Genomic DNA, 18868 nt, shown 5'->3' with positions numbered 1-18868 from the left:
GGCATCGACCCATGACCGACAAGACCATCCTGCTCGTCGAGGACAACCCGGACGACGAAGAGCTGACCATCCTCGCCTTCGAGGAGAACCGCATCTCCAATTCCATCACCGTGGCGCGCGACGGTGCCGAGGCGCTGGATCTGCTGCTGGGGCCCGACCGCGAGGGCGGCAGCGTCTCGCCCTCCATCATCCTGCTCGACCTCAAGCTGCCCAAGATCGACGGGCTGGAGGTGCTGCGCTGCATCCGCGCCGACGAGCGCACCAAGCTCCTGCCGGTCGTGATCCTGACTTCCTCGCGCGAGGAGCAGGATCTGATCTCCAGCTACAGCCTGGGCGCCAACAGCTACGTGCGCAAGCCGGTGGACTTCGCCCAGTTCATCGAAGCGGTGCGCCAGCTCGGCCTGTACTGGCTGCTGCTCAACGAGCTGCCGGCCGGAAAATCAGCACCATGACGCTGCTGCGCGCCCTCATGGTCGAGGACAACGAGGACGACTCGATCCTCGTCCAGGAGGCTTTGCGAAGTGCCGGCTACGACGTGCGTGCGCAGCGCGTCGAGACCGAGGACGATCTGCGCCACGCGCTGCGCAGCGGACCGTGGGACATCGTGCTGTCCGACTACATGCTGCCGTCCTTCGACGCCCGCGGTGCGCTCGGTGTGATCCGGAACAGCGAGATCGGCCTGCCGGTGATCGTGATCTCCGGCACCGTCGGCGAAGACGTCGCGGTGGAGACGCTGAAGCTCGGTGCCGACGACTATGTGCTCAAGGACAATCTGACCCGGCTCGTTCCCGCGGTGGCGCGTGCGCTCGATGCGGCCGAGAACCGGCGCCAGCAGAACCGGCTCGAGCACATGAAGACGCTGATCCTCGAGAACTCGCTGGATCTCATCTGTACGCTGGATACGCAGGGGTGTTTCCTCGAAGTCAGCGCGGCGGCGCAGGCCATGCTGGATTACGAGCCTGCCGAGCTGATGGGCACCTGCATCGAGAGGCTGATCCATCCCGATGGGCTGCTGCCCTTCCAGCACGAGTTCCAGGCCGTGCTGCAGGGGCAGCGCATGCGTGACTTCGAATGCAGCTTCGTGCACAAGTCCGGCTGGGTCGTGTTCCTGACCTGGTCGGCCGTGCTGTCCCGGGACCACGGCGTGGTCGTCTGCGTCGGCCGCGACGTCACCGAACGCAAGCAGGCCGAGCAGCGCATCCACTACCTTGCCACCCACGACGGCCTGACCGGCCTGCCCAACCGCAACCTGGTCCAGGACCGCATCCAGCAGGTCATCGCGCACGTGCGCCGCAGCGGCCGCCTGCTCGCATTGCTGTTCCTCGATCTGGACCGTTTCAAGGTCATCAACGACTGCTACGGCCATCCGTTCGGCGACGCGGTGCTGAAGGCCGCTGCCAGGCGGCTGGCTTCGCTGGTGCGCGAGGGCGATACAGTGGCCCGGCAGGGCGGCGACGAATTCCTGATCCTGCTGACCGACCTGCGCCAGACCGAGGATGCCCATGAGGTCGCGGGGAAGATCGTCCAGGCCCTGAAAGCCCCGCTCATCGTGCAGGGCCGTGAAGTCCACCTGACCGGCAGCATCGGCGCCGCGGTGTTTCCGCAGGACGGCGAATCGGCCGATGCGCTGATCGGCAACGCCGACGTGGCGATGTACCGCGCCAAGAGCCTGGGCCGCAACACCTGCCAGTTCTTCACGCGCGAAATGAGCAAGGAGACGCAACACCGGGTCAGCCTGGAAACCAGGCTGCACGACGCCCTGGCCCTGGGCCAGTTCCAGCTCGCCTACCAGCCCAAGGTGGATCTGCACGCCGGCCGCATCACCGGCTGCGAAGCGCTGCTGCGCTGGCACCATCCCGAACTGGGCATGGTGCCGCCGGCCCAGTTCATCCCGATTGCCGAGGACTCCGGCCTGATCGTGCCGATCGGCGACTGGGTGCTGCGCACGGCGTGTGCCCAGGCCAAGGCGTGGCGCGACGCCGGGCTGCCCCGCGTCACCGTGGCGGTGAACATCTCGGCACGCCAGTTTCTGCAGCAGGACGTGATTGACTGGGTGATGGGCACGCTGCGCAGCACCGGCCTGCCGCCGGAGCTGCTGGAACTGGAGTTGACCGAAAGCCTGATCGCCCAGGACGTCGAGAAGGTGATCGCGGCCTTCGGCCGGCTGCGCGACATCGGCGTCAAGATATCGATCGACGATTTCGGCACCGGCTACTCCAATCTCGGCTATCTGAAACGCTTCCCGGCCGATACGCTGAAGATCGACCAGTCCTTTGTGCGCGACATGCTGACCGACCCGGAAGACGCGACCATCGTGCTGGCCGTCATCTCGCTGGCCCACAACCTCGGCTTCAAGGTCATCGCCGAGGGCGTGGAAACCGAAGCGCACCGTGACTTCCTGTGCCGCAACCGCTGCGACGAGATCCAGGGCTACTACTTCAGCAGGCCGGTTTCGGCAGCAGAATTCGAGGATCTGCTGCGTTGCGACAAGCGCCTGCCTTGAACATGTGCGCCTGCGGACGGATGCCGCGCATGAGTGGCGGTTATCTCCATCTCGGCAGCTGATGGACGGGCAGACGCGGCAAGACCGCGGGCCACGAAGCTTGTCGGATGAACATCGGCGGGAACGCAGGAGCGGCGGACAGCTCCAACGCGCATCGCTATCGCCGCCAGGAGCTGCTCATGGCCCGCATCGCTCACATTGCCGCTGTTCTCCTCGCCGCTCTGATCGCGCCGGCAGGTGCATCGGCGCAAGCTGCCGCCGACGTCGAACGCGACCGGCGTGTGCAGACCTTCCTCGACGAGCGTGAAGGCAGTTGGCGGGATCTGAACGTGCCCGAGATCGACGGGCGGACGCTGCACGAACTGATCGTTGCCAATGGCTTTCGCAATGCCGTCGAGATCGGCACCTCGACCGGCCACTCCTCAATCTGGATCGGCTGGGCCTTGAGCAGGACCGGCGGCCGCCTGACCACCATCGAGATCGACCCGCGGCGCCACGGCATCGCCGTGGAAAACTTCGCGGCAGCGGGGCTGGATGGTGTCATCGACGCACGGCTGGCCGATGCCCACGAACTCGTGCCGCAACTGGAGGGGCCGATCGACTTCGTGTTCTCCGATGCGGACAAGGACTGGTACATCAACTACTTCGATGCACTGTGGCCGAAGATCGTCCCCGGCGGCTGCTTCACCGCGCACAACGTGTCGATGAACCAGCGCGGCATCCGCGAATTCCTCGACCACATCCAGCGCGTGCCGGATGCCGTCACCACGATCGACACGCGCAGCCGGGCAGGGCTGTCGATCACCTGCAAGCGGAAACCGTAGCTCCGCGACCGGTTTCGACCTCCATCACGCCATGGATTGCATACAGGAACTGGGCACGTACATGCTTGCGCGCTGCGACGACATGGCCGCTGGAGTAATCCACCGCGAGGCCTGTCGAGCACGCCATCACTGAATTCCACCAGAGATTCATCGCCCGCCGAGAAGCTGGCGTCGCCGGGGGCGTCGAGCTGGCGCAGCGCAGCACCGGGTTACAGGTGCGTATTTTTGGCAGAGAAACGCCAGAGCATGGGGCCTTCCCGTCGCATCGATCACCGTTCGGGAACTGCTTTGCCGGTCAAATCATAGTTCAGTGGCCGCGGGTGATTCGCGTCGGCGTGCGGAAGAGATGTGGATACTGTATATTAAGCCAGTCAGTGCGGCTGAGGAGCGCCATGCAAGCCAGTGTCACTCTGGAACATGCAGATCAGGATGCCCCGGGTCTGAGTTCCACAGCCGTCACCTTGCCCACGCCGATGTTCCCGCCTCACCGCTACTACTACCTGCATAACTTCCAGCGCGCGCTGGCCTGGATCGGCGAACGCTACGACGATCTGCTGGATGGGGTCGAGCGCCGCTTCCTGCTGCAGTTCGGACAACTGCCCCAGCCTGCCCAGGCGCTGATGGTGCGCCTGCTGATGAGGCGGGGGCCCTGGTTCCGCGCGGACAAGCTCGCGTATGAGGAAATTCCGGATATTGCCGGTGCCGCAGCGCCGCTGCTCGAATTCGGCTGGCTCGACGAGCGGCAGCCGATGAGCCTGGGGGAACTGTTCGCACTGCACACCAAGCCCGAACTGTTGCGCGTGTTCGCTGGCGGGCCGATCGCTGCGGGCATGCGCAAGGCTGAAATGCTGGCGGCGCTGCAGCCCCTTCATGCGGAGCGGAAAAGCCATGCCGAGTGGAACCCGCAGGCACCGGCGGCAGTATGGCGGGTGATGGTCGGCGAGATCTGCGAGCGCTTTCGGCTGATGTTCTTCGGCAACCTGCACCAGGACTGGTCGGAGTTCGTGCTGGCCGATCTCGGTGTGTTCCGCTACGAGATAGTGGCCTTCGATGCCGCCTCGCGTGCTTTCCGGTCGCGTGCGGATGTGGATGGCTATCTGATGCTGCAGGCCTGCCGCCAGGCACTGGATGAGGGGAGGGCGCCTGCCGATTTGCTGCAGGCCGCCGTGCAATACGCCTGCGCCAATCCCTGGCTGGAGAATCGTCGGGCCAAGCTGCTGCTGCGCATCGGCCAGGCCTGTGAGCGTGTGCAGGATTGGGCGCTGGCCGAGCAGGCCTATGCGCAATGCCGCTATCCCGGTGCGCGTCACAGGCGCATCCGTGTTTACGAACGCATGGGGCGCTTCGCCGATGCCCTGGCGCTGGCGCTCGCTGCCCGGGCTGCGCCCGAGAGTGACGAGGAAAGCCAGCGCGTGGCGCGCATGCTGCCGCGGCTGCGGCGCAGCGTGGGTGAGGGCGGTAGCAGGCGCTCGGCTGGCCTCGTACCAGAGGTGGCTCAGATGCGCATCGAACTGGAGCTGGATCGGCCCATCCAACCGGTTTCCGTCGAGTTCGTGCTCCGCGAGCACTGGCACAGCGAAGCCGCACCGGTGTTCTATGTGGAGAATGCGCTGATCAATTCGCTGTTCGGCCTGCTGTGCTGGCCGGCGATCTTTGCGCCGCTGCCGGGCGCCTTCTTCCATCCCTTCCAGAGCGGGCCAGCCGACCTCGGCGCACCGGATTTCGTTCAGCGTCGTGCGGCGCTGTTCGATGCCTGTATGGCACAGCTCGACGACGGCAGCTACCGCGAAGTGATCCACGAGTGCTTTGCCGGCAAGCAGGGGCTGCAGTCGCCGTTCGTATTCTGGGGCGCGCTGACTGAAGAGCTGCTGGCGCTGGCACTGGACTGCATGCCGGCCGAGCACCTGAAGCTGTTCTTCGTGCGCTTGCTGCGCGATGTGAAGGCCAACCGCAGCGGCCTCCCGGACCTGGTGCGTTTCTGGCCCGCCGAGCGCCGCTACGAGCTGGTCGAGGTCAAGGCGCCGGGCGACAGGTTGCAGGACAACCAGATCCGCTGGCTGCAGTATTGCGGCGAGCAGGGCATCCCGGTCAGCGTCTGCCACGTGCGCTGGCGGGGGGAGCAGGATGCGGGGGAGGCAGCGTGAGCTACACGGTGGCCGTGCGGTCGCTGTGCGAGTTCACCGCGCGCACGGGTGACCTCGACTTGCGCTTCACGCCCGCGCCCAGCGCGCTCGAAGGCATCGCCGGCCACGGCGTCGTGCGCTCGCGCCGCGGCGAAGGCTACGAGAGCGAGGTCGGCCTTGCCGGCCGCTATAAGGACTTGCTGGTACGTGGCCGTGCCGATGGCTTCGATGCGCGGGCAGGGCAGGTCGAGGAGATCAAGACCTATCGCGGCCGGCTCGACGGCATCCGTGCCCATCATCGCGCACTGCACTGGGCGCAGGCCCGGATCTACGGCCATCTGCTGTGCGAGGCACGCGGATTCGAGCGCCTGCGCGTGGCCCTGGTGTATTTCAATGTCGGCAGCGGGGAAGAGACAGTGCTCGTCGAAACACAGGAGGCCGCGGCTTTGCGCGCTTTCTTCGAGGAGCAGTGCGAGCGTTTCCTGACCTGGGCGCAGACAGAGGCCGCCCACCGCGCCGCACGCGATGCGGCACTGACGGCGCTGCAGTTCCCGATGGCGCGTTTTCGCGCCGGCCAGCGCGAGCTGGCGGTCGCCGTCTGGCGCTGTGCCGGCCAGGAAGGCGGCGGCCGGTGCCTGATGGCGCAGGCGCCGACCGGCATCGGCAAGACGCTGGGCACGATCTTTCCGATGCTCAAGGCCGCGCCGCGGCAAGGCCTGGACAAGCTGTTCTTCCTGACCGCGAAAGGCACCGGCCATGGCCTCGCGCTGCAGGCGCTGGCGGCGCTGGATCGGCAACTCTCCGCACAGGAACAACCCTGCCGCCTGCGTGTGCTCGACGTGCAGGCGCGCGACAAGGTCTGCGAGCATCCGGACAAGGCTTGCCACGGCGAATCCTGTCCGCTGGCGCAGGGTTTCTACGATCGGCTGCCGGCCGCGCGTGCCGCGGCGATCACCCAAGCCCAGCCCTGGGATGCGCCGGCGGTGCGCGGCGTGGCGCTCGCTCACCAGATCTGTCCCTACTATCTGGCGCAGGAACTGGTGCGCTGGAGCGACGTCGTGGTGGCCGACTACAACTACTTCTACGACAGTGCGGCGATGCTCCATGCGCTGACCGTGGCGCAGCAGTGGAAAGTCGGCATGCTGGTCGATGAGGCCCACAACCTGGTCGATCGCGCGCGGCGGATGTATACCGCCGAGCTGTCGCAGTTCGCGCTGGCCGATGCGCGCAAGGCGGCGACCGGCGCGGTGCGCAAGGCGCTGGACAGGTTGCAGCGCTGCTGGAATGCGCTTAACCGGGCGCAGACGGAAGGCTACAAAGCCTATGACGAAGTGCCGGATGAACTGCTCGGTGCGCTGCAGCGTGCCGTCGGCGCCGTCGCCGACGATCTGGCCGACAAACCCATGCTGCCCGGTGATCCGGTGCTGGGTCTCTACTGGGAGATGCTGCGCTTCCTGACGCTGGCCGAGCAGATGGGCGGCCACGCGCTGTTCGATCTGAGCCTGGCGACCGGCTACATGGGGCGCCAGCGGACACCGGCCTCCACGCTCTGCATCCGCAACGTGGTGCCGGCGCCGCATCTGCAGGGGCGGCATGCGGCCGCTCACGCCAGCGTGCTGTTCTCCGGCACCTTGAGTCCGCCGCAGTTCTACCGCGACATGCTGGGCCTGCCCGCGGATACGCGCTGGGTCGAGGCCGATTCGCCTTTCCAGGCCGGCCAACTGGAGCTGCGGGTGGCGGGGCACATCTCCACCCGCTACCGCGACCGCGAGCAGTCGCTGCAGCCGATCGCCGAACTCTTGGCCGGCCAGTTCGCGCGCCAGCCCGGCAACTATCTGTGCTTCTGCAGCAGCTTCGACTATCTGCAGCGGGTGGCCGACACCCTGCAGCGCCTCGATCCGCAACTGCCGGTCTGGCGGCAGACGCCGTCGATGGACGAAGGCGGCCGTAGCGCTTTCCTGCAGCGCTTCAGCGAGCACGGGCAGGGCATCGGCTTCGCCGTGCTCGGCGGCGTATTCTCCGAAGGCGTGGACCTGCCCGGCCGGCGCCTGATCGGCGCCTTCATCGCCACGCTGGGGCTGCCGCAGGTCAATCCGGTCAATGAACGGATGCGGCAAGCGATGGCGGCGTATTTCGGCGCGGACAAGGGCTACGACTACACCTATCTCTACCCGGGCCTGCGCAAGGTGGTGCAGGCCGCGGGGCGGGTGATCCGCAGCGAACAGGACCGGGGCGTGGTGTTCCTGATCGACGACCGCTATCGGCGTGGAGAGGTCCGCGCGTTGTTGCCGCGGTGGTGGCGGGTGCAGGGGTGAGCGAACCTGGAGGCCGTAGCGGCCCGTTCAGCGGCGAAGCCAGCCGGCGAAATCCTGTTTTCCGGCGGCTTCAGTGTTTCCTCCGCCAGCGGGGGAAATGCCAGCCCTTGAACAGCTTGCGCTTGTGCAGGGGTTCGAACATTGCATCCGGTCCTTCGGGGTCGAGGATCTGGTTGTCGGCGATCCATTGTTCCGTGTTGCCGAGTTCCGGGAGCTCGTAGTCGATCAGGGTCCGCCCTTCACCACGGAGATGTTCGATGGCGGCGATCAGCGAGCCGTGGCGTTCGTGTTCTTCCGCCACCTTCTCCGCCTCCGTGCCCAGGTGCTCGGCGATCAGATCGTTGCGGATCTCTGCGATGCGCTGCCTCTTGCCGTCTATTTCGGGGCCGTCGGCGGCGAGGATGACGTCGCATTCGGTATCGAGCCGCAGCGAGCGGTTGTTGAAGTTCGACGAGCCGACGCGCAGATAGTCGTCGTCGGCGATCATGATCTTGGCGTGGACGTAGATGTCGGCGCCGGCCTTGGTGCGCGGATGGTAGATGCGCAGGCGGCGGTGCTTGTCGATGCGCTGAAGCGCTTCGACCAGGCGCGCCCTGGCCGAATCCATCGCCACGGGTTCGAGCCAGCCCTCGGCGCCGACCGGGTTGATGATGATGATCTCCGGGCCGTCGTCCTCCGCCAGCCGCTGGGCGATCGCCCGCGCGATCTTGCGCGAGGCGAAATACTGGCTTTCGGCATAGATCAATCGCTTCGCCTGCGCGATCAGGTCGATGTACATCTGCTCGATTTCATGCACCGGTTCCTCGCCGTCGAGCTCGGGCTTGGTGCGGGCGATGCCGAGCCGGACGTCGCGGAAGCTCGGCTCCAGCCCCTCGGGCCAGCAATCGTGGGCATCGTCGATCGGCGACAGGCGCTCGCCCGAAGCCGCCAGCCAGCGGTCGCGTGCAAGATCCCCGATGGCGCGGGCGGCGGCGCCGTCGAAGGCGCTGGTCGCGTCATGCCAGGGTTCGTAGGGTTTGCCGGACGGGTCGATGCGCTGCGGATCTTCGTCCTCGTGCTCGCGGCGGTCCCAGCGGCACAAAGTCATGTCGATGCCGCCGCAGAAGGCCAGGCAGTCGTCGATGACGACGATCTTCTGATGGTGCGAACCGGCAAAGGGGTGGGCGGCGTCCAGCCGCAGCGTGATGCGGCGATGCATCTTCCAGCGCAGGATGGTCAGCAGGGTCTTGCCGCGGAACAGCGCCTTGAAGGCGCCGGTGTCCCAGCGCAACAGCCGGATTTCCAGCTCCGGCGAGCGCCTGGCCAGCCACATGACGAAGTCGCCCAGGTTCGCCGGGCCTTCGTCGTCACGTTCGCCCAGGCTGATGCGGGCGTCGAAATCCCAGCCGACCAGGAAGATGCTCTTGCGCGCCGCCAGCATCGCCTTGCGCGCGACGACGAAGTAATCGGCCGCATCGACGATGAAGGCGAAGCGATCCGCCTTCTCGACCCGCCAGCAGTTCTCACCCGGGCGGAACAGGCCTCCATCATTCTTCTCGCTCATGACGTCCCCCAGTGGTGAACATGGTCAATGGATGGAGCTGAACGCCGCGAATTGCGCGTCCGCCGCGCCTTGCCCATTTACTACCACGAATGCGTGTCCGCGGGCCACCGGGGGCATCCCGCGGAAAAACATGCTTGCATTGTTCCGTTTTGAACATGCGCTGCATCCCGATCCCGCAGGGCGAGTCGCATGCCTGGTGAGGCGCAGCCTGCTTCAGAAGAGCTGCGCGCCGAGCTGGTCGACCAGTGCGACGGGATCGACATCGGGTATGTCGAACTCGAGATCGTCGAGCGAAAGATCGAAAGGCTCGCCTTCGCGATAGGTGATCGGGAAGCGCACGCCGAATTCGAGGCCCGAGCCGAGTTCGACGGCGGCGAGTTCGATGCGCTCGTCGTACAGGCTCGCGCCGAGCGCGGTGACGGCGACGTAGCCGGACACGTCGAAGCGGAAGCTGGGCTGGGCATGGAGCGCCGCCTCGGCATCGATCTCCAGGCCCTGCGAGGGCATCCAGTCGATATGCACGCTTGCCTCGGCCGCACCCGAAATGCCCAGCGTGCCGCCGATCTCCAGGCCACCGGTGGCGCTCGCGCCGGTGATGCCGAGGCCGACGCCGGCGCGGGCGCCCAGGCGCAGGCCCGCCTGAGCCGGCACGTTCAGATGGGCGTCGCCGGTGACGTGGGTGTTCTCCTCGTGCGCGGGGTTGTACTCGATGCCGACTCGCAAGCGGTCGAACGCGCCCGGGCCGATGCTGGCGTTGGCGCTCAGGTTGCCGCCGACTTCGGCGACGACGCCGGGGATGATCGGAATCTGCGTCGACAGGCCGAACAGGCGCTTGTCGTATTCGAGCCTGGAGAAGATTTCGAGCTGGCCCGGCAGCGCGATCTCGCCCGATACGGTGACCTCGCCGTTCGGGTCGAGCCGCAGGCCGGCCGTCCCCTGCAGCCATGGCGCGATGCGCACCGTCGCCGAGCCGCTGCCGTAGACGATGATGGGCGCGCCGGGCGCGGCGTCGCCGCTGGGCTGGCCGTCCTCGCCGATGCTGCGGTTGGTCGCGCCGGCGGTGATCCGGCCCGACAGCATGCCGCGGCTGAAGGCGCCGCTGAAGCTGGCGTCGAAGGCGCCGTCGTCGTAGCTGACGGAGAGTTCTGAATCGACGCCCGGAATCGCCGGCTGCGCCGTGCCACTGGCCGAGACCTTCCATCCGCCCTCGGACTGTTCGCACTCGACGTGGATCGAGCCGGAGCGGATCGCCGGATTGGCCGCGAGCTGGACGTCGCCGGCGATGTTCAGGCCGTTCTCGCCCTGCGTGATCGCGATCGAGGCTTCATCGACGCCGGGCACCGAAAGCGCCGCGCTGCCGGCGAAGGTCCAGCGGCCTTCCTCGACGCTGACGGTTGCGGTCGCGCTCTCTATGCCGCGGATCTTGTCCGGCGTGTCGATGCCTATGGTGCCGTCGGCGCCGAACTGGCCGTTGCGCCACCAGGCGCGCACCCGGGCGCGGTCGAACAGCGAGGGCTCGAAAGTGAAGCCGCCTTCGAACACGAGGCCGCCGGTCGTCGACGTCGATGCGGCGAGTTCGCCGCTGCCGGCGCCTTCGATCGAGAACAGAATCTGGCCGCCGACGCCCAGGCCGCGCATGGTGGAGTAGAAGACGCTGACGTAGGCGTCGTCGATGGTGGTGCGCGGAATCGGCAGGCTGACCTGATCGGGGCCGTAATCGAGCGAAAACGTCAGGTCGCGCCCGCGCAGGCGCACGGTGATCGGCGCGTCGAGGATGGGAATCGACGGGGTCAGCGTGCCTTCGGCGGCAAGCTCGCCGTCCTCGGTCGAGACGTTCTCGAACAGGACCGGGCTGAGCTTGCTGTATTCGAGCTCGAGCGCGGGCAGGGCGGAAGGGTAGCCGCAATACTCGCCGTCACCGTTCAGCGAAACCGTGACCATGGGCGTTTTGGGCTGCCAGTCGGGAGGCAGATCCCATTTCGCCGACATCGAGCCGATCGGTCCTTCCGGATTGCCCGTGTTGTCGGTCAGGCTGATCGCCGTGATCTCCAGGCCGGCCAGCGCGCGTGCCTGGCTGCGGCCGACCACGGGCGCGGCGCCGGGGCTGTGGCGGAAACGGCCGACGGTGATGCCACCGGGGCCGGAAGTCAGGACGAATTCCCCGGCCGAACCCTGCACGTCGCCGTCCTCGGCGGGATTCGGTGGGCTCGCGGTGCTCAGCGGATCGGCGCCCTCGATCTCGGTTTTGGTCCACCAGGCCGACGCACCCGCCGCCGAACCGGCGCCGGTGGCGGCAACGCTGGTGAACACGAGGTCATGCTGGCGCAGAAACGTGCCGCGGTCCGGCTTGGGCTCGAAGGTGTCGAGGAAGGCATCGACCTTGCGGTAGATCCCGCTGCGTATCGTGCCGCCGGAACTCGAATTCGACGGCTGGTCCAGCAGCTCCATGTTCTGGATGCTGTTGCCGACGCCAGCACCCATCTGTCCGGAGACCTGCAGTTCGACGACGTGGTCGACCTGGAACTGCGCAATCTTCCTGCCGTTGCGATCCCAGCCGGGGATGCGCAGCAGGGTCTGCAGTTCGGACAGGCGCTTCGTCCCGAGCGGTGCGCCGCGATGCAGCTTCAGCCGGATGCGGCCGTCGGCATCGGCAGGCACCGGGATGTTGCGTTCGCCGAGGCGCGCGCGGACCGCATCGGCGCCGACTCGCGCCTGGCTGTTCCAGACCGAGCGCTGGTCGGCGCCGTCCCGGCCGTAGCCGCGCACGCGCTTCAGGTTGCCGGCCGAGGCGAGGCCGCTGTACAGCGGCAGGTGGCGCGACTTCACCGCCGGAATCTCGAGCCGCTCCAGCGCCGCGAGTGCGGCGGCAGTGCGTGCGCTCTCATGGTAGCGGGTTTGCATTTCGGGCTCGATCGCACGCGCCAGCACGGCGGCCGCCTGTCCATCCTGCTGGACGACGTGGGCGAGTTCGTGGGCGAGGAGATGGCGGCCCTCGGCCGTGTCCGGTGCATGGGCATCGGCGGCGAGATAGATGTCCCGCCCGGCGGTGAACGCGCGCGCACCGAGCGCGGCCGTCAGGCGCGCCGCCTCGGCGTCGGTGTGGATGCGGACGTCGGCGAAGTCGCGGCCGAAATGTCCTTCGAGCGGCGCGCGCGCGTCCTTCGGCAGCGGCTCGCCGCGGCCGCGGCGAGCCTCGACGCGGCCAGCGGCATAGGCTGGCAGCGCCGCAGCGGGCAGCGATGAAGAGGACGTGCCGGTCGCGGACATGCTGGTTCCAGATGTGCCGGCAACGGATCGGGCGGATCCATGGGCTGGCGGGTCCGAACGCGCATCGCCATCGGCTCCGCGTGCTGCAGCACCTGGAGCGGGCGCTGACGACGGTGTCGGATCGGGCGTGCTGGCGGGCGCGACGGCGTCGGCATGCTGTTCGGCTTCGCGCTCGATCGCCTCGCCGGGCTGGCTGACGCGTGCGGGAGGCGAGGCATAGGCGGGCAAGGCAGGCGGCGCTGCGGCGACGGAGGCGGGGGGCGGCGTCGACGCCGCCGGCCGTGTCGTGCCGCTGCGGGAGGCGGCAAGCGGCGCTTGCGCCGGCCGCTCGCTCGGCCGGCGGGCGAATTTAGGCGACGGCGTTTCCATCGCCGCTGCCCGGTTGCGCGCCGGGGACGCCGCCGGGCGCACGCGGCGCCGGTGTCGGCCAGTCGCCCGGCGGCGACGGTGCGCCGCATTCCATCGCCACCTGCCATTTCGGCTTGCGCAGGCCCAGCGACCAGGGCGATTGTGCGGTGATGGTGCTCAGCGCGTTGTGGAAGGTGGCGTAGTGTTGCGGCCTGACTTCGTTGCCGAAGGACATGATGCCGCCGTTGTGTTCCCGGATCGCCCCGGGCAAGGCGCTGCCGCTCGCATCGGTCATCGCCTTGACCATTTCGTCGTGGGCGACCGGGTCGCCGACGTCCGTACCGTCGACGACGTACTCGTCGTCGAGACCAAAGGCGTGGCCCCATTCATGCGCGGCGGTGATCATGCGTTCGCCGCCGTCGACGACCAGATCGACGCGGCGGTCGCTTTCAAGCTGGGGCCGGGCTTGATCGGCTTCGGTTTCGCCGCGCGAGCCGAGGGTCACGCGCGAGGCCATATTCGCAAATCCGTTGCTGGCAAGATAGTTGCGCACGGCTTGTGCCCGACGCTGCGACAAGGCCATGTTGTACGACTCGCTGCCCGAAGCGCTAGCATGGCCGACGATCTCGACCCGCACTTCCTGGTGTGCGGCATTGCCGGTTGCGCCGTTGAACAGCCTGATGAAAGCATCGAGCGTGGCCCTTGCCGCGGGTGTGAGTACGTCCGAATCGTGGCCGAAGTGAACGGACTCCCGCAGCAGGTCGACTTCTTTCGGGCCGGTCGTGGTGCTGGCGAGCCGCATCGTCTGGTCGTGTGCGTCGTCGTCATCGCCGCGGTTGACCTTGTGCGAGATGTCGTAGCTGCGCAGGCTCTCGCCAGTCGGCATCTTGTACGTCTCGGTCAGCATGTGATCGCCGGCTGCTTTCGCCCGGGCGCCGATGTCGAGCGTGACCCGCACGTCGGCACCCAGCCAGTTCCAGCGCGGCTTGTTCAGGAAGAAGCTGTGGCGGCCGCTCCAACTCGTTTCGATCAAGGTCTTCAGTTCATCGATCCACGGTGTGCGTTCCGCCGGCGTCCATTGGTAGGAGGCGAGCGCGGCATTGCGTTGGGGAATGGGAGCCGCGTTCAGACGGGCGGCCAGCGCGGCAATGGCCGGGGTGGCTGGCAGGTCGGGATGCGGCACGATGGCGCCGCCGCTGACGACCAGCGTGTCCTTGAATTCGATTGCGACGCCCTGCGTGATGTCGAGCATTCCGTTGCCTTCGGCAGGATCCGCCGTGTATTGCGCATCGAAACCGCCGCGGCCGCCGGCGCCGATGATGGCTTGTGGCGCAGCCGGATAAGGGCCGGCCCTGGCCCAGTCCTCGGCATCTTCCAGTTCATTCCTGCACGCCGCCATCGGATCGGCCGGCGCACCGCTGCCGCCGAACAGGTCGTCCCACCAGTCGCGCTGCAGCTTGGGCGCGGCGCTCTGCGGGCCGCCGGCCTCGGCCTGCTGGCCGACGTGGGCGAGTTCGTGGGCCAGCAGTTCCAGCCCCGTGTCGCTTTCGGGCGCGTAGCTGCCGGCCGAGAAGTAGACGTCGTTGCCGACCGTGAAGGCGCGGGCGTGCATCTCCTCGCACATCGCCTCGGCTTCGGTGTCGGTGTGGATGCGGACCGCCGACAGGTCGCGGCCGAGCTGGGATTCCAGCCTGGCGCGAAGATCGGGGTCCAGCGCGGCGCCCTGGCCGCGGCGCGCGGCGATGCGCTGCTCGGTGCCGGCCGGCGCGGTGTTGCCGGCGAGCGCGTCGGCGCCGCTGCCGTGCCCGGTGTCGGCGGCTTTGCCGGTATCCGCTGCTGCCGTCTCGTTCTTCTCTCCATCGGCTTTCGCGCGGAAGAGCTTCGGCGACAGCACGTCCTTCTTCGGCGGCGTGATCGCGGGCTCCAGGCTGCCGCGCGGCGCAGCGCCGCTGCATGCCGGGCAAGCCTGCGTGCCGCCCGTCGGCGAGCGCAGCGCGCGGCGTACTTCGCCGGCGACCTTGTCCGCTTCCTTTTCCTCGGCATCCTGGGGGTGGCTCACCGCCAGCTTGGCCTGCAGATAGCCCGGCGTGCCCGGCGCTGCCTTCGTCGTTTCGCTGGAGAGATCGTTCTCAGCCTGCCTGTCCTGCGGCTTCATGGCGCTGTCGCCGGGCGCTCCCGCAGCCGGTGTCTTCTTCCCGGCCGCCTGCGATCCGGCCGTGGCGCTTGGGGCCTTGCCGTCGGGCGCGGGTGCCGGCTTGCGGCGCAGGCCTGGCGTCAGGCGGCTCATGATGTCCCCCTCGCATGCAGCAGTTGCGGCGGCGGACTGCGGCCGATCTTGCGGTATTCCTCGATCAGCGCGGCGACGAGGCGTTCGGCGGCGATGGGCGCCGGATCGCCGCCAGCGGCCGGGTCGAGCGCCGCGGCCTGCAGCACCGCATTGCGGATATAGCCGCCGGGCAGCGTGCAGTAGCTCGCGAGCTGGCGGCACAGCGCGGCATCGGGGGCGCGGCGGCCGAGATGGGCCTGCCAGATGCGCAGGCGCTCGGCTGCACCCGGCGGCGGGAACTCGATGATGGCGTCGAAGCGGCGGGTGAAGGCGGCGTCGATGCGCCCGCGGTTGTTGCTGGTCAGGATGACGATGCCGGGGTGCTGTTCGATGCGGGTGAGCAGGAAGTTGGTCAGCATGTTGGCGTAGCGCTCGCCGGTCTCCTTGCCTTCGCCGCGCCGGCCGAACAGCGCATCGGCTTCGTCGATCAGGAGGATCACGTCCAGTGCGGCGGCCTCGTCGAGCATGCGCCCCAGGTTCTTTTCCGATTCGCCGATGTACTTGTTCATCACCGCGGCGAGGTCGACCCGGAACAGCGGTGCGCCGAGCACACTCGCCAGCCGGCTCGCGGCCAGGGTCTTGCCGGCTCCGCTTTCGCCGCAGAACAGTGCGCGCACGCCCGGCATCGGCTCCGACAGGCTCGTTCCCAGTCCGTCGGCGAGGGCCTCGCGTTGGCGGCAGCGTGCGACCAGGGCGTCGAAGCGTTCGAGCAGTTCGTCGGGCAGCACCAGTTCGTCCGGCCCCACTTCGCGTGCAACCGGCTGGGCAAGCTGGCGCAGGCGCTCGCTGCCGAAGCTGCTGCGGGCGCGGCGCAGGTGGGCGAGCGACGGCGTCTCGCCGCGCACCCTGGCATCGAGGCGGATGCGCTCGGCGAGGCTGCGCACGGTCGGGCCGTCGAACAGCGCATGGCCGGCGAACTGGTCCACGAATTGCTCCAGTCGTCCATCCGGGGGCGCTCCGCCATCCGGTGCGGCATCGTCGGCTTGCCTGTCTTCGGCGGTGAGCGCGGCGCGCCAGGCAGTACGGCGCTCCTGCGCGGAGAGCGGCGGCAGGTCGACCTCGACCAGCGCCTCGCCTTCGACCGCGCCGTCGCGTCCGGTGACGATCAGCATCGGCACGGCGAGTACGGGATGGGGCGGCAGCAGGTGGCGTTCGCCGGGACCGAGCTCGAGCGTCAGCACGGGCAGCCAGCCGGCATAGCGGCAGGCTGCCGCCAGCGCGGGCCGGCTGCTCCAGGCCGCGGCTTCCAGTTGCAGCGGCGGGCGGCCCACCTCGGCGGCCAGCCGCGCGGCGGCGGCGAGGCCGGCGGCGCGGGCGCCGCGGAACACCACATGGCGGGTGAGGCCACTGCGCAGCATGCCGGCGAGCGAGGGCAGGCGCTCGCAGAAACGCTGCGGCAATACCGCCTCGCTCGGCGCCAGGGGTGCGGTGTCGCGCCAGGCGCTGACGTCGCCGCACAGCAGCGCCCACAGTTCGGGCACGGTCGCCAGCGTGCGCGTCGGCAGCGGGCCGTCGCCGACGATGTCGAGCACGCCGGCGCGCACCAGGCGGTGGTTGGGCAGGGCGAGCGGCGCCAGCGTCGCCCCGAACAGCGCTTCGCCGGCGGCGGCGATCAAGTGCAGGCCCGGCCGCAGCGCGCCGGGCGACTGCAGCTCCGCCAGCGCGAGGTTCAGCAGGTAGCTCGATTCGTTCTCGCCGCACAGCGCCAGCGCGAACCATTCGTGCAACTGCAGCTTCATGTCGGCCAGCAGGCGGCCGAGCGGGCCGCGCAACTCGGGCGCGATGCGCGCGAGCGCGAGGCAGGCGGCGCGCCAGTCCTCGCGCGGGGTGCCGAGCAGGGCGGAGAGGTCTTCGCCGGCCTGCTCGGCGGCCAGCGCGTCGAACACCGCCGAGGGGGCGCCGAGGCTGAGCCGGGCGAATTCGATCATCCCGGCATGGACGAAGGCGCGCGACAGGCGGGCGCCATCGGGTGGCGCCGCGGCCTGGGCATTGTGCAGGGCGGGCGCGTTCATGGCGTGAAGCCTCCGCGGTCGTAATGGAAGCGCACGACGCAGCCGAGCCAGGGCAGCCAGCCCGGGTCGATGTCCAGTCCGGCGCGGCGGACGTCGAGGCTGGCGTCGGCAAGTCGCAGGTGCAGGTCGACGCGGCTGGCGCTCGCGCGCACCCTGGCGGGCCGTTCGATGCGCAGCGCGGCCAGTGCGGCGTCGCCGTGGAAGCGGCGGGCCGCGGCGTCGACGGTGTCGGCGTCATGGCCCGGCCCGAGGGCCGCCAGCGCGGCAAGCGGGTCGCTTCCCGGGTCGAGGCCGCAGGCGTCTGCCAGAAAATCCGCCAGCGGCGGGTCGATCGGGATGTCGATGCGGGAGGCGAGGCGTACCAGTTCGCGCCAGCCGGCGCGAGACTCGGCGAGTGCTGCCCGCCATGCGCGCAAGGCGGGCAGGTCGGGCACGTTGAGCAGGAAGAAAAGGCCGCCGCTGCGGCTCAGGAAGTCATGTTCCGCGGCGGGCGGAAGCGGTATGTCCGGCCTTGCCCGGGAGGCGAGAGGCGGCGGCTGCGGGGCCGGTGAGCCGGGCAGTGCCGGCTCGTCCTGAATGCGAGGGCGGGCGGGCTTCGCTGCGTTCGCGGCAGGCGGGGCGACGGCTGGCACGGCGCGAGGCGCAGGCGCGGTCCGCGTTGCCGGCGTGCAGCGGGTCAGCACATGCGCGATGCCGTGCAGTTGCCGGCCCGCTCGGGCCGAACTCAGTGCGGCCGGCGCTTCGTGCCATTGTTCGAGCAAGGCCTGCAGGACGGCGCGCGGATCGTTCGGCGGCAGGCCGGCGATGGCCTGCCGGGCGCTGGTCGTCTGGCGCTGGCGGGACGAGCGGAGCGGGTGCGTGGCAGCGGGCATTTCCGCCATGCCGGCGCCCGCAGGCGGCGGAGCATGTGCGAGGGATGGCGGTGCATCGGCAGTGGCCGAAGCCGGGGGCGCCATCATGAAATGCGCTGCCGAGGCTTCGGAGCGCTTCGCGCCGTGATCCGGATTGCCGTCCTGTTCCATCCGGCGCGCATCCGGCGGCATGTCGAGCGCAGCGGCGATCGCAGCGCTCCAGCCGCTTGCGGCGCCGATGGCCTGCAGCAGCGAGCGGGCTGCAGGCGCGTCGAGCGTACGCCAGAGTACCGGCAGCATCGTGCGCAATCCGGGATGGTCGAGCAGTGCGGGCAGCGCCAGCGCGTCTTCCGCGAGCTGAGCGGCAAGCGCGTCGGCCAGGCGAAGCGCGGGCAGCACCGCGCGGTGGCGCCACAGCCAGCGCCGCGCAGCGGTACCTGCGAGCAGGTCGTAGACGAGGCAGGCGCGGTAGTCGAGCGCGTCGCGAAAGCGCACTGCGTCGGCACTGTCGGCGCCAGGGCTCCACGGATCGGCGGCGCGGCTGGCGATCCGCTCGGCGGCCGCGGCCGCGCGTGCCGGCAGTTCCGGCAGCGTGCCGCTGACGGCGACGCGGCGCAGGACCAGGATCGCATCGTCGCCGGCATCCGGCCAGCGGCTGCGCGCCAGCGCGGCCGGCAGTTCCGCGCGGGCACGGGCGATGGTGCCGGCGGTGCCGCGCAGCACGACGCGGCCGAGGCGGAGGTCCGGGGCGTTCAT

Annotated in this window: 10 protein-coding genes; 5 read left to right on the top strand and 5 right to left on the bottom strand. The window is 69.0% G+C overall.

The annotated features are described in order from the left end of the window. Positions 1-11 precede the first annotated feature (11 nt). The 5 genes from NX068_RS13615 to NX068_RS13595 all read left to right on the top strand — a co-directional run bounded on the left by NX068_RS13615 (position 12) and on the right by NX068_RS13595 (position 7765). Complete coding sequence (locus tag NX068_RS13615; protein WP_263461809.1) at positions 12-452, top strand: response regulator; 441 nt, start codon at positions 12-14, stop codon at positions 450-452. Further along, positions 449-2503 (top strand): putative bifunctional diguanylate cyclase/phosphodiesterase, encoded by a 2055-nt coding sequence (locus NX068_RS13610; RefSeq protein ID WP_263461808.1) that lies wholly within the window; start codon positions 449-451, stop codon positions 2501-2503. The genes NX068_RS13615 and NX068_RS13610 overlap by 4 nt, the downstream gene beginning before the upstream one ends. 179 nt (positions 2504-2682) lie before the next feature. Beyond that, positions 2683-3327: an O-methyltransferase gene (locus NX068_RS13605; RefSeq protein WP_263461807.1), complete on the top strand. Its 645-nt coding sequence runs from the start codon at positions 2683-2685 to the stop codon at positions 3325-3327. A gap of 392 nt (positions 3328-3719) precedes the next feature. Further along, positions 3720-5471, top strand: a complete 1752-nt coding sequence (locus NX068_RS13600; protein WP_263461806.1) for a VRR-NUC domain-containing protein — start codon at positions 3720-3722, stop codon at positions 5469-5471. Then, positions 5468-7765: a helicase C-terminal domain-containing protein gene (locus tag NX068_RS13595; protein WP_263461805.1), complete on the top strand. Its 2298-nt coding sequence runs from the start codon at positions 5468-5470 to the stop codon at positions 7763-7765. Before NX068_RS13600 ends, NX068_RS13595 begins: the two co-directional genes overlap by 4 nt. A 70-nt stretch (positions 7766-7835) precedes the next feature. On the opposite strand, the gene NX068_RS13590 is transcribed toward NX068_RS13595, so the two are convergent. The 5 genes from NX068_RS13590 to NX068_RS13570 form a co-directional block, all read right to left on the bottom strand. Beyond that, a complete protein-coding gene (locus NX068_RS13590; protein ID WP_263461804.1) occupies positions 7836-9308 on the bottom strand; it encodes a phospholipase D-like domain-containing protein in 1473 nt (490 codons plus the stop codon). 213 nt (positions 9309-9521) lie between these two features. Next, complete coding sequence (locus NX068_RS13585; protein WP_263461803.1) at positions 9522-12575, bottom strand: eCIS core domain-containing protein; 3054 nt, start codon at positions 12573-12575, stop codon at positions 9522-9524. Positions 12576-12924: 349 nt separating this feature from the next. Then, positions 12925-15210 (bottom strand): eCIS core domain-containing protein, encoded by a 2286-nt coding sequence (locus NX068_RS13580; protein ID WP_263461802.1) that lies wholly within the window; start codon positions 15208-15210, stop codon positions 12925-12927. Continuing rightward, a complete protein-coding gene (locus NX068_RS13575) occupies positions 15207-17261 on the bottom strand; it encodes an ATP-binding protein (RefSeq protein ID WP_263461801.1) in 2055 nt (684 codons plus the stop codon). Before NX068_RS13575 ends, NX068_RS13580 begins: the two co-directional genes overlap by 4 nt. Next, positions 17258-18868, bottom strand: a complete 1611-nt coding sequence (locus NX068_RS13570) for a hypothetical protein (protein WP_263461800.1) — start codon at positions 18866-18868, stop codon at positions 17258-17260. The genes NX068_RS13575 and NX068_RS13570 overlap by 4 nt, the downstream gene beginning before the upstream one ends.

This window comes from Thauera carbonicopians, from assembly GCF_025699485.1.
In the GTDB taxonomy this organism is placed as follows: domain Bacteria; phylum Pseudomonadota; class Gammaproteobacteria; order Burkholderiales; family Rhodocyclaceae; genus Thauera.
This window is presented reverse-complemented; position numbering and strand designations above follow the sequence as displayed.

What these genes read in the sequence shown, in the direction of transcription:
- NX068_RS13615 (WP_263461809.1), top strand. Translation starts at nt 12, where the DNA reads ATGACCGACAAGACCATCCTGCTCGTCGAGGACAACCCGGACGACGAA.
- NX068_RS13610 (WP_263461808.1), top strand. Translation starts at nt 449, where the DNA reads ATGACGCTGCTGCGCGCCCTCATGGTCGAGGACAACGAGGACGACTCG.
- NX068_RS13605 (WP_263461807.1), top strand. Translation starts at nt 2,683, where the DNA reads ATGGCCCGCATCGCTCACATTGCCGCTGTTCTCCTCGCCGCTCTGATC.
- NX068_RS13600 (WP_263461806.1), top strand. Translation starts at nt 3,720, where the DNA reads ATGCAAGCCAGTGTCACTCTGGAACATGCAGATCAGGATGCCCCGGGT.
- NX068_RS13590 (WP_263461804.1), bottom strand. Translation starts at nt 9,308, where the DNA reads ATGAGCGAGAAGAATGATGGAGGCCTGTTCCGCCCGGGTGAGAACTGC.
- NX068_RS13585 (WP_263461803.1), bottom strand. Translation starts at nt 12,575, where the DNA reads ATGTCCGCGACCGGCACGTCCTCTTCATCGCTGCCCGCTGCGGCGCTG.
- NX068_RS13580 (WP_263461802.1), bottom strand. Translation starts at nt 15,210, where the DNA reads ATGAGCCGCCTGACGCCAGGCCTGCGCCGCAAGCCGGCACCCGCGCCC.
- NX068_RS13575 (WP_263461801.1), bottom strand. Translation starts at nt 17,261, where the DNA reads ATGAACGCGCCCGCCCTGCACAATGCCCAGGCCGCGGCGCCACCCGAT.
- NX068_RS13570 (WP_263461800.1), bottom strand. Translation starts at nt 18,868, where the DNA reads ATGAACGCCCCGGACCTCCGCCTCGGCCGCGTCGTGCTGCGCGGCACC.